This window comes from Escherichia sp. R1, assembly GCF_003000935.1.
Lineage (GTDB): Bacteria > Pseudomonadota > Gammaproteobacteria > Enterobacterales > Enterobacteriaceae > Escherichia > Escherichia coli.
The window spans coordinates 81,151-98,959 of record NZ_PSRU01000020.1; the positions used below are offsets into that span (position 1 = coordinate 81,151).

The 17,809-nt window shown below is 51.2% G+C and carries 9 protein-coding genes; all 9 read left to right on the forward strand.

Going from position 1 to position 17,809, the window contains the following annotated elements; genetic code table 11:
- The first annotated feature begins 2 nt into the window (after nucleotides 1-2).
- The 9 genes from ispG to C4F37_RS21695 all read left to right on the forward strand — a co-directional run bounded on the left by ispG (nucleotide 3) and on the right by C4F37_RS21695 (nucleotide 17,792).
- A complete protein-coding gene (gene ispG, locus C4F37_RS21655) occupies nucleotides 3-1,121 on the forward strand; it encodes a flavodoxin-dependent (E)-4-hydroxy-3-methylbut-2-enyl-diphosphate synthase (protein WP_000551807.1) in 1,119 nt (372 codons plus the stop codon).
- A 110-nt stretch (nucleotides 1,122-1,231) separates the two neighbouring features.
- Entirely contained in the window at nucleotides 1,232-2,506 is a 1,275-nt protein-coding gene (hisS, locus tag C4F37_RS21660; protein ID WP_001539343.1) for a histidine--tRNA ligase, read from the forward strand.
- Between the two features lie 17 nt (nucleotides 2,507-2,523).
- The gene (yfgM, locus tag C4F37_RS21665) at nucleotides 2,524-3,144 is read left to right on the forward strand and encodes an ancillary SecYEG translocon subunit YfgM (RefSeq protein WP_000409203.1); all 621 of its coding nucleotides are present in this window, start codon (nucleotides 2,524-2,526) and stop codon (nucleotides 3,142-3,144) included.
- 10 nt (nucleotides 3,145-3,154) lie between these two features.
- On the forward strand, nucleotides 3,155-4,333 hold the full coding sequence (gene bamB, locus C4F37_RS21670; protein WP_001177034.1) for an outer membrane protein assembly factor BamB: 1,179 nt from the start codon (nucleotides 3,155-3,157) through the stop codon (nucleotides 4,331-4,333).
- Nucleotides 4,334-4,450: 117 nt separating this feature from the next.
- A complete protein-coding gene (der, locus tag C4F37_RS21675) occupies nucleotides 4,451-5,923 on the forward strand; it encodes a ribosome biogenesis GTPase Der (RefSeq protein ID WP_001296291.1) in 1,473 nt (490 codons plus the stop codon).
- A gap of 62 nt (nucleotides 5,924-5,985) precedes the next feature.
- On the forward strand, nucleotides 5,986-6,201 hold the full coding sequence (locus C4F37_RS21680) for a zinc ribbon domain-containing protein (protein ID WP_001196898.1): 216 nt from the start codon (nucleotides 5,986-5,988) through the stop codon (nucleotides 6,199-6,201).
- A 209-nt stretch (nucleotides 6,202-6,410) separates the two neighbouring features.
- Nucleotides 6,411-8,588, forward strand: coding sequence for an intimin-like inverse autotransporter SinH (gene sinH / locus C4F37_RS21685; protein ID WP_001539342.1), 2,178 nt, complete (start codon nucleotides 6,411-6,413; stop codon nucleotides 8,586-8,588).
- 54 nt (nucleotides 8,589-8,642) lie between these two features.
- On the forward strand, nucleotides 8,643-9,620 hold the full coding sequence (locus tag C4F37_RS21690) for a SinI family autotransporter-associated protein (protein ID WP_106106716.1): 978 nt from the start codon (nucleotides 8,643-8,645) through the stop codon (nucleotides 9,618-9,620).
- A gap of 120 nt (nucleotides 9,621-9,740) precedes the next feature.
- Nucleotides 9,741-17,792 carry an adhesion domain-containing protein gene (locus C4F37_RS21695; RefSeq protein ID WP_001539340.1) on the forward strand — a complete coding sequence of 2,684 codons (8,052 nt, stop codon included), beginning with the start codon at nucleotides 9,741-9,743 and terminating at the stop codon, nucleotides 17,790-17,792.
- The last annotated feature ends 17 nt before the right edge of the window (nucleotides 17,793-17,809 follow it).

A 17,809-nucleotide genomic window follows, 5' to 3' on the forward strand; every position in this document is an offset into this window, starting at 1 on the left:
TCATGCATAACCAGGCTCCAATTCAACGTAGAAAATCAACACGTATTTACGTTGGGAATGTGCCGATTGGCGATGGTGCTCCCATCGCCGTACAGTCCATGACCAATACGCGTACGACAGACGTCGAAGCAACGGTCAATCAAATCAAGGCGCTGGAACGTGTTGGCGCTGATATCGTCCGTGTCTCCGTACCGACGATGGACGCGGCAGAAGCGTTCAAACTCATCAAACAGCAGGTTAACGTGCCGCTGGTGGCTGACATCCACTTCGACTATCGCATTGCGCTGAAAGTAGCGGAATACGGCGTCGATTGTCTGCGTATTAACCCTGGCAATATCGGTAATGAAGAGCGTATTCGCATGGTGGTTGACTGTGCGCGCGATAAAAACATTCCGATCCGTATTGGCGTTAATGCCGGATCGTTGGAAAAAGATCTGCAAGAAAAGTATGGCGAACCGACGCCGCAGGCGTTGCTGGAATCTGCCATGCGTCATGTTGATCATCTCGATCGCCTGAACTTCGATCAGTTCAAAGTCAGCGTGAAAGCGTCTGACGTCTTCCTCGCTGTTGAGTCTTATCGTTTGCTGGCAAAACAAATCGATCAGCCGCTGCATCTGGGGATCACCGAAGCCGGTGGTGCGCGTAGCGGGGCAGTAAAATCCGCTATTGGTTTAGGTCTGCTGCTGTCTGAAGGCATCGGCGACACGCTGCGCGTATCGCTGGCGGCCGATCCGGTCGAAGAGATCAAAGTCGGTTTCGATATTTTGAAATCGCTGCGTATCCGTTCGCGCGGGATCAACTTCATCGCCTGCCCGACCTGTTCGCGTCAGGAATTTGATGTTATCGGTACGGTTAACGCGCTGGAGCAACGCCTGGAAGATATCATCACTCCGATGGACGTTTCGATTATCGGCTGCGTGGTGAATGGCCCTGGTGAGGCGCTGGTTTCTACACTCGGCGTCACTGGCGGCAACAAGAAAAGCGGCCTCTATGAAGATGGCGTGCGCAAAGACCGTCTGGACAACAACGATATGATCGATCAGCTGGAAGCGCGCATTCGTGCGAAAGCCAGTCAGCTGGACGAAGCGCGTCGAATTGACGTTCAGCAGGTTGAAAAATAATAACGTGATGGGAAGCGCCTCGCTTCCCGTGTATGATTGAACCCGCATGGCTCCCGAAACATTGAGGGAAGCGTTGAGGGTTCATTTTTATATTCAGAAAGAGAATAAACGTGGCAAAAAACATTCAAGCCATTCGCGGCATGAACGATTACCTGCCTGGCGAAACGGTCATCTGGCAGCGCATTGAAGGCACACTGAAAAACGTGCTCGGCAGCTACGGTTACAGTGAAATCCGCTTGCCGATTGTAGAGCAGACCCCGCTATTCAAACGTGCGATTGGTGAAGTCACCGACGTGGTTGAAAAAGAGATGTACACCTTTGAGGATCGCAATGGCGACAGCCTGACTCTGCGCCCTGAAGGGACGGCGGGCTGTGTACGCGCCGGCATCGAGCATGGTCTTCTGTACAATCAGGAACAGCGTCTGTGGTATATCGGGCCTATGTTCCGTCACGAGCGTCCGCAGAAAGGGCGTTATCGTCAGTTCCATCAGTTGGGCTGCGAAGTTTTCGGTCTGCAAGGTCCTGATATCGACGCCGAACTGATTATGCTCACTGCCCGCTGGTGGCGCGCGCTGGGTATTTCCGAGCACGTAACTCTTGAGCTGAACTCTATCGGTTCGCTGGAAGCTCGTGCGAATTACCGCGATGCGCTGGTGGCATTCCTTGAGCAGCATAAAGAAAAGCTGGACGAAGACTGCAAACGCCGCATGTACACTAACCCGCTGCGCGTACTCGATTCAAAAAATCCGGAAGTGCAGGTGCTTCTCAACGACGCTCCGGCATTAGGCGATTATCTGGACGAGGAATCTCGTGAGCACTTTGCCGGTCTGTGCAAACTGCTTGAGAGCGCGGGGATCGCTTACACCGTAAACCAGCGTCTGGTGCGCGGTCTGGATTACTATAACCGTACCGTTTTCGAGTGGGTGACTAACAGCCTCGGTTCCCAGGGCACCGTGTGTGCAGGTGGTCGTTATGACGGTCTGGTGGAACAACTGGGTGGTCGTGCAACACCGGCAGTCGGTTTTGCGATGGGCCTCGAACGTCTTGTATTGTTAGTTCAGGCCGTTAATCCGGAATTTAAAGCCGATCCTGTTGTCGATATATACCTGGTGGCTTCAGGTGCTGACACACAATCTGCGGCTATGGCATTAGCAGAGCGTCTGCGTGATGAATTACCGGGCGTGAAACTGATGACCAACCACGGCGGCGGCAACTTTAAGAAACAGTTTGCCCGTGCTGATAAATGGGGTGCCCGCGTTGCTGTGGTGCTGGGTGAGTCTGAAGTGGCTAACGGCACAGCAGTAGTGAAGGATTTGCGCTCTGGTGAGCAAACTGCAGTTGCGCAGGATAGCGTAGCCGCGCATTTGCGCACGTTACTGGGTTAAGGAAGGAGAAGGACAGCGTGGAAATTTACGAGAACGAAAACGACCAGGTTGAAGCGGTTAAACGCTTTTTTGCTGAAAATGGCAAAGCACTGGCTGTTGGGGTGATTTTGGGCGTTGGCGCACTGATTGGCTGGCGCTACTGGAATAGCCATCAGGTTGATTCTGCACGCTCCGCTTCTCTTGCCTATCAAAATGCGGTTACCGCAGTGAGCGAAGGCAAACCGGATAGCATCCCAGCGGCGGAAAAATTTGCTGCTGAAAATAAAAATACTTATGGTGCGCTGGCTTCTTTGGAACTTGCGCAGCAATTTGTTGACAAAAATGAACTAGAGAAAGCTGCCGCCCAGTTACAACAGGGGCTGGCAGACACGAGCGATGAAAATCTCAAAGCCGTGATAAATCTGCGTCTTGCTCGCGTTCAGGTACAGCTCAAGCAGGCTGATGCCGCGCTAAAAACCCTTGATGCTATCAAAGGTGAAGGGTGGGCTGCCATTGTTGCCGACCTGCGTGGTGAAGCATTGCTGAGCAAAGGTGATAAGCAAGGTGCGCGTAGTGCATGGGAAGCAGGCGTGAAAAGCGATGTTACCCCGGCACTGAGCGAAATGATGCAGATGAAAATTAATAATTTGTCCATCTGAGAGGGACCCGATGCAATTGCGTAAATTACTGCTGCCAGGACTGCTTTCCGTTACCCTTTTAAGCGGCTGTTCGCTGTTTAACAGCGAAGAAGATGTGGTAAAGATGTCCCCATTGCCAACCGTTGAAAACCAGTTTACGCCGACTACTGCGTGGAGCACTTCCGTTGGTAGCGGCATTGGCAACTTCTATTCCAATCTTCATCCGGCACTGGCGGACAACGTTGTCTATGCAGCGGACCGCGCTGGTTTAGTAAAAGCGCTGAATGCGGATGACGGCAAAGAAATCTGGTCTGTCAACCTGGCCGAGAAAGATGGCTGGTTCTCTAAAGATCCTGCATTACTTTCTGGCGGCGTGACCGTGTCTGGTGGGCATGTCTACATTGGCACCGAAAAGGCGCAGGTTTACGCGCTGAATACCAGCGATGGTACTGTGGCATGGCAAACTAAAGTCGCGGGTGAAGCACTTTCGCGCCCGGTGGTCAGCGACGGTCTGGTGTTAATCCACACCAGTAACGGTCAGTTACAAGCGCTGAACGAAGCTGACGGCGCTGTCAAATGGACAGTTAACCTCGATATGCCTTCGCTCTCTTTGCGTGGCGAGTCTGCGCCGGCAACGGCTTTTGGTGCGGCCGTCGTGGGTGGCGATAATGGTCGCGTCAGCGCAGTGCTGATGGAACAGGGCCAGATGATTTGGCAGCAGCGTATTTCCCAGGCGACCGGTTCTACCGAAATTGACCGTCTGAGCGATGTTGACACGACTCCCGTCGTTGTTAACGGCGTTGTTTTCGCGCTGGCCTATAATGGTAACCTGACGGCGCTTGATCTGCGCAGCGGTCAGATTATGTGGAAACGCGAACTGGGTTCGGTGAATGATTTCATCGTCGACGGCAATCGCATCTATCTGGTCGATCAAAATGACCGGGTGATGGCGTTGACCATTGATGGCGGCGTTACGCTGTGGACACAAAGCGATCTGCTGCATCGCCTGCTGACTTCTCCGGTGCTGTATAATGGCAACCTGGTGGTAGGTGACAGCGAAGGTTATCTGCACTGGATTAACGTCGAAGATGGTCGTTTCGTTGCCCAGCAAAAAGTTGATAGTTCCGGTTTCCAGACTGAACCGGTTGCCGCTGACGGCAAACTGCTGATCCAGGCAAAAGACGGAACCGTGTACTCTATTACACGTTAATCGTCTCTGTCGTTCACTTTGAAAACGGCTCCTGGACAGGGGCCGTTTTCCTGTTTTTAACAACGACACGAATATAGCGTGCGTTGTCTGATGATTTATAAAAATGAGGCTTTAAACATGGTACCTGTGGTCGCGCTTGTCGGGCGCCCTAACGTAGGAAAATCCACGTTATTTAACCGTCTAACTCGCACCCGAGATGCGCTGGTTGCGGATTTCCCGGGTCTGACTCGTGACCGTAAGTACGGTCGTGCGGAAATTGAAGGCCGTGAGTTTATCTGCATTGATACCGGCGGGATTGATGGCACAGAAGACGGTGTAGAAACCCGCATGGCGGAACAGTCGCTGCTGGCGATTGAAGAAGCGGACGTCGTACTGTTTATGGTGGATGCGCGCGCGGGCCTGATGCCGGCGGATGAAGCGATTGCTAAACATCTGCGCTCCCGTGAAAAACCGACCTTCCTGGTGGCAAACAAAACTGACGGTCTGGATCCCGATCAGGCAGTGGTTGATTTCTACGCGCTTGGTTTAGGTGAAATCTACCCGATCGCCGCGTCTCACGGTCGTGGCGTATTAAGTCTGCTGGAGCACGTGCTGCTGCCGTGGATGGAAGATCTCGCACCGCAAGAAGAAGTCGACGAAGACGCCGAATACTGGGCGCAATTTGAAGCGGAAGAGAACGGCGAAGAAGAAGAGGAAGACGACTTCGACCCGCAAAGTCTGCCGATCAAACTGGCGATTGTGGGTCGCCCGAACGTAGGTAAGTCTACACTCACTAACCGTATTCTTGGTGAAGAGCGCGTTGTTGTTTACGACATGCCTGGCACGACGCGTGACAGTATCTACATTCCAATGGAACGCGACGGACGTGAGTATGTGCTCATTGACACCGCTGGCGTACGTAAACGCGGCAAAATCACCGATGCGGTAGAGAAATTCTCGGTAATCAAAACGTTGCAGGCCATTGAAGATGCCAACGTGGTGATGTTGGTGATTGATGCGCGTGAAGGTATTTCCGATCAGGATCTCTCCTTGCTGGGCTTTATTCTCAATAGTGGGCGCTCACTTGTGATTGTAGTGAACAAGTGGGACGGCCTGAGCCAGGAAGTGAAAGAGCAGGTGAAAGAGACGCTGGACTTCCGTCTGGGCTTTATCGATTTTGCTCGTGTGCACTTTATCTCTGCCTTGCACGGCAGTGGTGTTGGTAACTTGTTTGAATCAGTACGTGAAGCGTATGACAGCTCCACCCGTCGTGTGGGGACCTCTATGCTGACGCGCATCATGACGATGGCTGTTGAAGATCACCAACCACCGCTGGTACGCGGTCGTCGTGTGAAGCTGAAATACGCCCACGCCGGGGGTTATAACCCGCCGATTGTGGTGATTCACGGCAATCAGGTGAAAGACCTGCCTGATTCCTACAAGCGTTACCTGATGAACTACTTCCGCAAATCGCTGGACGTAATGGGATCGCCGATTCGTATTCAGTTCAAAGAAGGGGAAAACCCGTATGCGAACAAGCGTAACACCCTGACGCCAACCCAGATGCGTAAACGTAAGCGTCTGATGAAGCATATCAAGAAAAGTAAGTAATCACTTATCTGGTTTCCCTTTCCACACGGAGAGGGAAGCCGAATAACACGCGAGGAGTATTTATGGCACTCAACTGTCCAACCTGCAAAACCCCTCTCGAACGCAATGGCGAGACTGCTCACTGTGCAACTTGCGACAAAAACTTTACCGTCCAGGCACTTTGCCCTGAGTGTCATCAGGCGTTACAAGTGTTAAAAGCTTGTGGTGCTGTGGATTATTTCTGCCAACATGGGCACGGTTTAATATCTAAAAAACGCGTTGAATTTATTATTGCTTAATATCATGTGAATGTATTGTTTTATCATTTATATTTAATGCATGAATGGTAAAACAATTTGTTATTAGTGGAATAACTAATGCAATTGAGTGAGATCACTAATTTAAACAATTAAGAATATATTTATTCTTTATGACATGCCTTTCTGAATAATCAGGGATACAATATTAAAGCTTATTTTTGACTGTATCATTGTCACAGGGAAAGTGCATGCTGCGATGGAAACGCTGTATTATTCTAACATTTATCTCTGGTGCTGCTTTCGCGGCGCCAGAGATAAATGTTAAGCAAAACGAATCGTTACCTGATTTAGGTAGCCAGGCAGCACAACAGGATGAACAAACCAACAAGGGTAAATCGCTGAAAGAGCGCGGAGCCGATTACGTCATCAACTTCGCCACGCAAGGGTTTGAAAACTTGACCCCTGAGGCGCTGGAATCTCAGGCCAGAAGCTATCTGCAAAGTCAAATCACCTCAACCGCACAATCTTATATTGAAGACACACTCTCTCCCTACGGTAAGGTCCGTTTGAACCTCTCCATTGGTCAGGGCGGCGATCTGGATGGCAGTTCCATCGATTATTTTGTTCCCTGGTACGATAATCAAACCACTGTTTATTTCAGCCAATTTTCTGCGCAACGAAAAGAAGATCGTACGATCGGGAATATTGGCCTTGGGGTAAGGTATAATTTTGATAAATATCTATTGGGTGGAAATATATTTTATGATTATGACTTTACCCGTGGACATCGCCGTTTAGGTTTAGGCGCCGAAGCCTGGACGGATTATTTAAAATTCTCAGGCAACTATTATCACCCACTTTCTGACTGGAAAGACTCTGAAGATTTCGACTTTTATGAAGAACGCCCTGCGCGCGGTTGGGATATTCGCGCTGAAGCCTGGCTACCCGCTTACCCGCAGCTTGGCGGAAAAATTGTCTTCGAACAATATTATGGGAATGAAGTCGCGCTTTTTGGTACCGATAGTCTGGAGAAAGATCCCTTCGCTGTCACGCTGGGTGTGAAATACCAGCCCGTTCCGCTCATTGTTGTCGGTACAGATTTCAAAGCTGGCACTGGCGATAATACCGATCTTTCTGTTAACGCAACGCTGAACTACCAGTTTGGCGTCCCGCTCAAAGACCTGCTTGATCCTGACAAAGTGAGCGCGGCTCACTCGCTCATGGGTAGCCGTCATGACTTTGTTGAACGTAACAACTTTATTGTTCTGGAATACAAAGAAAAAGATCCGCTTGATGTCACCCTGTGGTTGAAAGCGGATGCCACCAACGAGCACCCTGAGTGCGTCATTAAGGACACTCCCGAAGCGGCCGTCGGTCTGGAAAAATGTAAGTGGACCATTAACGCACTCATTAATCATCATTACAAAATCGTTGCGGCCTCCTGGCAGGCGAAAAACAATGCCGCCCGCACGCTGGTGATGCCGGTTATCAAAGAGAATACTCTGACAGAGGGTAACAATAACCACTGGAACCTGGTGCTGCCTGCCTGGCAGTACAGTTCCGATCAAGCCGAACAAGAAAAACTCAATACCTGGCGAGTACGTCTGGCGCTGGAAGATGAAAAGGGCAACCGACAGAACTCTGGCGTGGTGGAAATCACCGTTCAGCAGGACCGTAAAATAGAGTTGATTGTTAATAACATCGCGAACGTGCCAGAAGAGAACAACCACAGCCACGAAGCCAGCGCACAGGCAGATGGCGTTGATGGTGTAGTGATGGATCTCGATGTAACCGACAGCTTTGGCGATAACACCGACCGCAACGGCGATGCGTTGCCGGAAGATAACCTTACGCCTCAGCTTTACGACGCGCAGGACAAACGAGTGACGTTAACCAACAAGCCCTGCTCGACCGATAACCCCTGCGTTTTTATTGCCAAACAAGATAAAGAAAAGGGCACTGTCACCCTCTCCAGTACCTTACCTGGCACCTATCGCTGGAAAGCAAAAGCCGCGCCCTACGATGACAGTAACTATGTGGATGTCACTTTCCTCGGGGCAGAAATTGGTGGGCTAAATGCTTTTATCTATCGTGTGGGGGCGGCTAAACCCAGCAACCTGATAGGTAAAGATAAAGAACCGTTGCCGCTCAACAACATTTATCGATTTGTTTTATGGCGCGACAACAATAAAGACGGTGTCTTCCAGCAGGTCGAAAAACTGACTGACGAAGAGATGGTGCAGTACGACTACAAGTGGGAATTTACCGGCAAGAGCATCAATGGTGAAGTGGGTGCACAGGCGAACACTTCCAATGAGGACATTGTGATTCCGGCCACTAACCGTGAAGCGGCGCAAACCTATGGCGCACAAGCGGGAGATGGCTTGCAGGGATACGGTTTACGCGTGCTGTATACCAAAAAATAAGATTGGCGTAAGGCCAGTCGGCCAGTCGCTGAAGGTTCATTAAGGAGAGCATCAATGAAGCAGGATAAAAGACGCGGTCTGACCCGGATCGCATTAGCGCTGGCACTGGCAGGTTATTGTGTGGCACCTGTGGCGCTGGCTGAAGACAGTGCCTGGGTCGACAGCGGCGAAACCAATATTTTCCAGGGGACCATTCCGTGGCTCTATTCGGAAGGGGGAAGTGCTACGACAGATGCCGACCGTGTAACGTTGACTTCTGATCTAAAAGGCGCTCGCCCGCAAGGCAGTGAAACGGACAAGCGTCTTTACTCGGGTGATAAATTAACCGTAAGTTGGGAAATTGGTGATACCGAAGGCGACGTGGATCTTGGGGGATTGGGCGATAACGCGAAAACTATCGATACTATCCGCTGGATGAGCTACAAGGATGCGCAGGGGGGTGATCCAAAAGAGCTGGTAACGAAGGTGACCAGTTACACTCTTACCGATGCCGACCGTGGTCGTTATATCGGTATTGAAATTACGCCAACCATGCAGACCGGTACGCCAAACGTCGGGACTGCGCTGCATCTTTATGACGTTTCTACTGCCAGCGGCGGCGGAAGCGACAGCGATAACGTTGCACCGGGGCCGGTGGTTAACCAGAACCTGAAAGTCGCCATCTTTGTTGATGGTACCAGTATCAACCTTATCAACGGTAGCACGCCAATCGAACTTGGCAAAACCTACGTGGCCAAACTGTACTCGGATGAGAACAAAAATGGCAAGTTTGATGCGGGTACCGATGCTGACGTCACCGCCAATTATGACTTCCGTTGGGTACTTTCTGGCAGCAGCCAACAGCTTGGCACTTCGGGTGGCATCGTTAACTCAAGCTTCGATAATAACAATTTGGTCATCCCTGCGACCAACGACGAAGCCAGAACCAACCTTAACGGCCCTGCGCGCGATGGAAAAGAGGCACTTTCCATCCCGACCAACGGCGACGGGGTACAGGGTTACAAACTTCACATTATTTACAAACACAAATAACGCGTACTCAGCAGCATTCCCGCAAGGGAATGCTGTTTCCGCATATTTTGCTTAATCCCGGATTAAGCAAAATATGTTGATGCGACAAGCGTCCGTTTAACAACCGGTGGAGTTTCTGTCATGTCCCTGACCCTGAATAAAATCCTTGTGTTATGCGCATTGCTGATAAGCGCAATGCTGCCTGGGTGGTCATGGGCAGAATCTGCATGGCAAGACTCTTCAGATACGGTCGGCGAATTTAACGGTACCGTGCCCACCGCCGACAGCGCCAGCATACCCGTCTACCAGGGCAGTGTCTTTCTCGATCCTACAAAGACGCATGAGGTAGCGTTTACCGCTAAACCGAGTGAATTCAACGCGGATGTTAGCGTCTCTAAATTGCTCGTCACCAACCCGCAAGACAGAGAAGGCGATATCATTGCCACCCCACGTTGGGAAAACCAAACGCCACCGGCTGTATCTTTAGTTTGGGCGGATGCCGCCACGCCGGACACCTTACTGGACCCACAGCCAGTCGCAGATCGCTCGTTTTGTGCACAGGGACTTGCCGGGCGTTCGCTGGTCGCCTGGGCGCAGCCTGATCCCCAGCAGACCATGCCGCTGTTATATTTACTCACCTCGACGGGCTATCCCTATGAAAGTGTTCTGATGCTCGCCGATCAGAAAGTGACGCTGAAGATTGCGCCCGCGCAGGGTGACCTTATTTCCGTCAGCGCTGCGGGCTATGACGAATCCTCAGGTGCGGCGAAAATGACGGTTGGGGGCAGTATCACGTTAACGGTCACCACCAAAGATTGCGTCGGTAATGTTGTGGGGAATATTCCTTTTGTTATCAAACGCAAAGATGCTGAAAACCGCCAGGGTGTGGTGAACAATACTGCGCCTGTAAAACTGGGCACGACCGAATTAACCACCACCGCGACGGAATATCGTGGTACTACCGATGCGAATGGTGTTGCCACGGTTACGGTCACCCAGGCCAACGGCCCTGGTGTAAAAACGCCGTTGGTCGCGAGCCTCGCGGGTATTGCTCAGGCCAGTGAAACGGCAGTGATCTTTACCGTCCTCACCAGCCCGGATGTTCCGCAGGCTACAATGTGGGGTCATATGCCCGATACGCTGAAGGCCCGTGATTACACTTTTAGTCGACCAAAACTGGCGGCGGAAGTCGATAATGAAGGCGGTACGGTTAACGATCACAATGAAACCTGGTCCACCTTTACCTGGAGCGGCGCGGATAAACATTGCGACATTTTGCCCGGAATGCGTCAGTTCGGTGCGCTGGCGACGGTGGTGCCAACGTCAGTGCAGGATGTGGCTGGTTGGCCGATGCAGGGTAATTTCTACTGGTCATCACTGGCGGGGATGAGCGGCCAGCACCATGCGGCGGATGTTTCGAACCGCAGCGAAGCGCAAAAACCGGACGATACGACGTTTATTGTGAGCTGTGTCGATAAAGAAGCGCCCGATGTTGAACCGAAGCTGGTACTGACGCCGGGCAGCTATGATTCGACGATAAAAGCGATGAAAGTAAAGGTGGGGGAAGAGGCTTCTTTACGTCTGACGATTACCGATAGCAAGAACAACGATCAGCCGCTGGCTTACTACTACTTTTCGCTGCATCTGGATGACGGCATTAACCGTAAGAATCAAACTGACGCCGCGTGGGAGACGCATCCGGTACAAATTGATGGCGGCAGTAACGTTCGCAAAGTTGACGCCCATACCTATGAAGGGATCACTGATGCTAACGGAGAGGCCACTCTGACGCTGACCCAGCCAGGCGGCGTGGGGGTGAAAACTCACATCACCGCGAGAATGCGCAGTGATTTTACTGCCTCGGATGAGAAAGACGTTATTTTTACGGTGATCACCAGCCCCGATACCGACAAAGCGCGGATGTGGGGCCATATGTTGGGCATTATTGAAGCGAACAATATCTTTAAACGCCCACGGCTGGCGGATGAAACCGACAACGAACAGGGATCGGTGCGGGAAAATAACGAAGACTGGGCGCTGTTTGATCAGAATAGCAGTATGCAGGCTGAGTGTGGTTTAGGTCATATTCCGAGCCAAAGTTCATTGCACAGTTTGTTTGCCGCTCATCCAGCCAATGCCATCGGCACCGAATATGGCTGGCCAACGTTGCAAAAAGCGTATCTTAGTGCGGTGGAAGAGACGTCGCACGCGTCGGTAAACCTGGCCACGGGCAACATCGACACCTATTCCGGCTTTAAGCAAAACTATCTCTCTTGTTCGGGCAATGAGATGGTCGCCCAGATTGCCGCGACCACCGATCGTGATGTTTCCGCAGGCAGCAGAGCGCAGGCCAAAGTGGGTGACACGATCACCATGACGGTACGCACCTTTAATGCCTTGAATAATGCACCCGTGCCGTATACCGCGTTCACCATTACTAAAGATATGGGGAAAAATCGTCAGGGGCAGACTACAGGTTTTGATGATCCAACCCGCGGCGCAATCGAGATGAATGGCACACTCTACGGAACATCGCAACCGTCTTTAGTCTATGCCGGTACTACGGATGCGCAGGGTTTTGCGACTGTGGAAATTAAGCAATCGCAAGGTGTGGGCTTATCGACGCCGCTAAATATTGTGCCTGTGAACTCCTATATTCCCAATACTGTTAATTACAATGTGATTTTCACTACGCTCACCAGTCCGGATGCGGTTGGCGCGCAGATGTGGGGGCATATGGATGAGACGATTACCGTCGATGCTTTAACCTTTGCCCGACCCCGACTGGCTGCGGAAGTGTTCAGTCCGGACGGCACATTAACGGAAAATAACGAAGTCTGGTCGCGAGTCAGCCAGGCCAACGCCTCCAGCACCAGTAAAGGTGGCTGTGGCGCCAATATGCTCCCACGCCGTTCTCAGCTTAGCGCGCTCTATGATGCCAATAACGGTGACGGTGTACAGACAGTACACGGCTGGCCAACGCAGCGTCAGCCCTACTGGAGCAGTTCGCCCGCAGATCAGGTACCGCATTATTACACCATAGCCCTCAACGATGGGGCGCGGACCGTTGGCGGTAGCACGGCGGTTTATGTCAGTTGCCTGACGACGGCTAACAATCCTGCCAGTAGCATTACGCTGGAAGTGGTGGATCCGGCGCAGTGGAACGCGGCTGCAAATGCGGCGAAGCTGAAAAAAGGCGAAACGCTACAGGTAAAGGTGACGGTAAAAGATGCGCAGGGCAATCCATTGGGTGATATACCCTTTACCCTGAAACGTGGCGATGGTTATACCCGCTCAGAGGAAAAACACGTTGCTGGTAGCAGTGATGCGCTGGTTGCGCCGGTTGTGGTCAATGGTGGCCTGGCGGACGAAACTTCGCTTAATAATACCGCTGCAGCATACAGCGCCATGACCGGCAGCGACGGAACTAAAATTCTCACTATTACCCGCCCGGATACCCATGGCACGAAAACGTCGCTGACCGCTAGGCTCTATTCAGATACAACGAAAAAAGCGACCCTCGATACCATTTTTACCGTTGTAACCAGTCCGGACAGCGATAAGGCGAAAATGTGGGGGCATATGCCTGAAACAGTGACGGCTGCAGATGGAGCGGTCTTTAAACGCCCATTATTGTTGAAAGAGTTATCCAGTACGTCGGGTCGAACAGCGATTGCGGAAGATAATGAAGACTGGGCGCAATTTACCCAAGCTCAGGCTATAAGCACATCCTCTAATGGTTGTGGTAGTGAATATGTTCCCTCTCAGGCCGGGCTGGAGTCATTGTATGAAGCCAACCGCGGAAATGCGATGAAAACGGTTCAGGGCTGGCCCGTCGCCTCAAGTTACCTTTCCAGCACGACAGGTAGTAGTAGCCTGGAACAGCGTGACTTCAAGGCCGTCAATCTCAGTTCAGGCACCAGTTCGATAATTCCATCTGCCACAAAAGAACTGCTTACCTGCCAGACGACGCCGATTGTTAAGGCAAGCCAAATCGTTCTTGAAGCTGCAGACCTCACAAAATTTGACCGTATGAATAATGTTGTCAAAGTGAAAAAGGGTGAAGAAGCCGTATTACGAGTGACCACTAAAGATGCGCAGGGTAAGCCTGTGGGAAATACCGCATTTACCCTCAAACGAAACACCAGCGTGAACAGGGCCAATGTGTCAACTACGACGTCGATTGCTTCACTGGCGGTAACGGATGCCTGGGGAAATACTCAAAATGATTTTCTTTCAACGACCCTGGTTATTTATGGCGTGACGGGGGCTGATGGCACCACCACTTTCACATTGAAGCAAGACCAGACTACCGGGCTAAAAACAGAACTCACGGCAGCGTTGGATTCCTCCAGCAGCACTAAATCGACGCTTCCCGTTGTCTTTACGGTGCTTACCAGCCCGGATTCGCCAAAAGCCAAATTCTGGGGGCATATGGCTGAAACGGCGACAGGCGATGACGGTCTTATTTATCGAAGGCCTTTGCTGAGGGACGAGAATAGTGCTACCACCAGTATCGGTACCCTGGTGGAAGAGGGGGAGGCCTGGTCTACGTTCCCGTCGGGCCAGGCTAACGATACCTCGATAAATGGTTGTGGCGCGGAGTATGTTCCAACTGACAATGAACTTAGGGCCATTTATGCGCACCAGGGGAGTAGCGCATTACATGACGCTATTGGCTGGCCAGTGTCGAGGTTCTATATCTCGAATACCGTTGCAGATACGTTCACTCAAACCTTTACGTATGATGTCGTTTCGCTGAAGACAGGAGATGAAACGCAGATGCCCTCATCTGGTGGTGCATTACTGAGCTGCCGGACCACGCCTGTCGCCGTTGCCAGTCAGATCATTGTTGAGGCGAATGATACGGCGCAATTTGTCAAAGTTGACGACACCTTGAGTGCGTTGAAAGTGAAAAAAGGCGAAGACGCGGTGATTCGCGTGGTGACTAAAAATGCGCAGGGAAATAGCGTGCCCAATGTCCCCTTTATTCTCAGACGTGAAGGCTCGAAGAACCGTCAAAATGCCGAGATGATAAATAAGTCGATTACGGTAATTAACGCGGCAGGCGCTTCTGCGAGGATGAATAGTTCTTCAAGCCTGCTTTATGGGGTGACTGGCGCGGACGGGACTACCTCCTTTACGGTAAAACAAGATGATTCTATGGGCCTGGTAACCAATATGTACGCCCAGTTGTATCAGCTGACGATAGAATCCAACAAATTACCGGTCATGTTTACCGTCATAACCAGCCCGGATACGCCACTGGCAAGTTACTGGGGGCATATGCCTGAAACGTTTACTACCCGGTCGGGAATTGCCTTTAAGCGGCCATTGCTTACTGCCGAGCATCCAGCGGGGCAGTCAACCATGGCTAATAATGAATCATGGCTTTCTTTGAATACGGCAGCAAAAAATGATGTCAGCAAATCAGACTGCGGCGAACCTTATCAACCGTTATTAAGCGAATTTCAAGAGTTATACAGTGAACATCCTAATGGTGCGATAGGGACCGATTTAGGCCTTCCGCTGACTAATACCTGGTGGGCTTACGATAAAATTGCCTACGCGAACGTCTGGTACGATCAGTCTATTAATTTATCGAATGGATCAAGCTCCAGGGCATTATCAAACACCGTGGCATTTGTGTCCTGTCTGGTAAACCCTCATGCAGTGGCAGCTTCTATAGAGATGACCTCCACGGCACTGGATGCGGAGAAAACGGCCAGCAACGATGGTCGCCCTAGTGCAACGGCGGCGAAAGGTACGGCGATCCGGATGACGGTGATTGTGCGGGATAGCGCAGGAAATCTGTTGCCAGGTGCAAACTTTAATCTCATACGCGGGACTGCGTTGGATCGTGCAAAAAACAGGCTAGATTCTACGTATGATGATCTTACTATCGTGCCGGTCACCCCTGCCGGAGTAAACATGTCACTCTATAATAATGGGGCACAGGCACTTCTGACGACAGGAAGTGATGGTAAAGCGACTTTTGATGTGACGCAAAACGAGACTTATGGGCTGGCAACTCCGCTCACTGCAACATTGATGCGCGACACCACAAAAAGTGCCACGATGGATGTTATTTTCACTGTGATAACCAGTCCGAACTCACCGAAAGCAAAATACTGGGGTCATATGCCCGACACGTTTACCAGTAGGGCGGGGGTGACCTTTAAACGACCGCTACTGGCAGCAGAAGCGACCTTGGGGTCCTCGGTAAGTAATAATAATGAGTCGTGGTCATACCTTTTTTATACCAATAAAGTTACGCCGGATTGCCCGGTTGAGTATCAGCCGCGTCTCAATGAGTTACAGGGGCTATATAATGATCATCCAGGCGGGACAATACTGACAGATTTGGGGTTGCCTATAACTGCCGGAAGTGGAAATTGGTGGACTTATGAAATGAGCACCACTGACGCGTTGACGTGGTATTACGGCGCCATTAATTTGAAAACGGGACAATCGACGACGACTATAAATGGATACGCTTTAATGCTCTGTCTGACGCAGCCACATTCGGCACCAGCAAGCCTTACGCTGTCATCGACTGCCTATGATGAGGGCCGAACTGCCAGCAATGGTGGTACCCCCACGTCATCTGTGAAAAAAGGTGAGATGCTTCCCATCGTGGTGACGATCAAAGATGCCAATGGTAATCCTGTTGGCGGCGAAGGTGTTACGCTCAAGCGCGTGCAGGCGAAAAGCCGTTCAGGGATCTCTGTATCCTCCAATACCGTAGATGATCTCATTTTAGATGAAGTCACCCCGACATCGGCGCGTATCTCCTTCAACCAGAATACGTCGGCATGGAGCGGCTTCACCGGCAGTGATGGCACGATAACGTTCAACGTTACCCAAAATAACACCGTTGGTCTGGTAACGCCGTTTACAGCTTCATTGGCGCGAAATCCGCAGGTTACGGCTAATCAGGACCTGATATTCACGGTAGTGACCAGCCCGGATTCTGCGAAGGCTAACTACTGGGGGCATATGCCAGCAACCTTGACGGCAGTGAATGGTGCGGTATTTGAACGCCCGAAATTGTGGAGTGAACTGACATCGACTTCTGGCGTCGGCAAGATCAATAACAATAATGAAGACTGGCCGTACTTTACCCCAACACAGAAATCAGATGCGAGTGTGAGCCCTTGTGAAGTAGCAAGGCAGCCACTATTCAATGATTTAAGTTCGTTGTCTGCGCGTTATCCGAATAACACGTTTGTCACTGAAACTGGCTGGCCTGCGTATTACACCTGGTGGGCAGAGGATAAATCCGCCGATGGTAAAGACCAGTCGGTTGATTTGAGAAATGGCACGCTGTATACGGGTTCAACAAAATCATTTCAGCCTTGCCTGGCTAACGCGCGTTCAACGGTTTCCAGCGTCACACTGACCTCAACAGCGTTTGATGCAGCCACTCAGGCGGCGAAAGTGAAAAAAGGCGAAGCCATGTCCGTTACCGTGACGGTGAAAGACAGCGCCGGGAATACGGTGCCGAATGTTGAATTTACTTTGAAACGTGGTGAGGCATCGCCGCGTAACGCTGGGGCAACGTTGTATGGCAATGTAGTGGCGATGGACGATCTCGTCGTTCAGCCGTTATCAGGTTCGGCTGTTACGCTGAGTGAAAGCGGTAATACCATTAGTGGCATGACAGGCGCGGATGGGACGGCAAGTTTTTCGCTCCGCCAGGATAATACCCCTGGTTATAAAATGCCACTGACGGTTACTCTGGCTAATTACGCTTCCGCGACAGACACGCTGGACGCTATTTTTACGGTGCCAACCAGCCCAAATGTTTCATCGGCGCACTTTTGGGGACATATGGCAGACACGGTAGTGGTGAATAGTAAATCGCTACATCGACCGTTGTTAACGACGGAATTGCCGTCCGGGGCTAATCCCGTATCCTCACCGATTATTAACTACGAAAACTGGGCTTCTGCACATATCATTGATGCCAGTAAATGGGATATCGCAAGGCAGTGTGGCAGCATAGAAAATGCACCGACATACAATGAATTAGAGTTGTTGCATACTGTTTTTAATTCACTGGGATGGCCGTCTTCACCCAGTTTTCCTTATTTGTCCTCTCAACAGTGTGGGATGGACGAAGGTACCGGAGCACAGGATTGTAGTATCACGCTAATAAATAAACCGGGTCTGGTGACCTGCTTCCAGTAACCAGCATTGCGGATCTG

Bases quoted from the DNA above. Each gene is read 5' to 3' on its own strand.
- sinH (WP_001539342.1), top strand. From the start codon at position 6,411: ATGCTGCGATGGAAACGCTGTATTATTCTAACATTTATCTCTGGTGCT.
- ispG (WP_000551807.1), top strand. From the start codon at position 3: ATGCATAACCAGGCTCCAATTCAACGTAGAAAATCAACACGTATTTAC.
- C4F37_RS21690 (WP_106106716.1), top strand. From the start codon at position 8,643: ATGAAGCAGGATAAAAGACGCGGTCTGACCCGGATCGCATTAGCGCTG.
- bamB (WP_001177034.1), top strand. From the start codon at position 3,155: ATGCAATTGCGTAAATTACTGCTGCCAGGACTGCTTTCCGTTACCCTT.
- der (WP_001296291.1), top strand. From the start codon at position 4,451: ATGGTACCTGTGGTCGCGCTTGTCGGGCGCCCTAACGTAGGAAAATCC.
- C4F37_RS21695 (WP_001539340.1), top strand. From the start codon at position 9,741: ATGTCCCTGACCCTGAATAAAATCCTTGTGTTATGCGCATTGCTGATA.
- C4F37_RS21680 (WP_001196898.1), top strand. From the start codon at position 5,986: ATGGCACTCAACTGTCCAACCTGCAAAACCCCTCTCGAACGCAATGGC.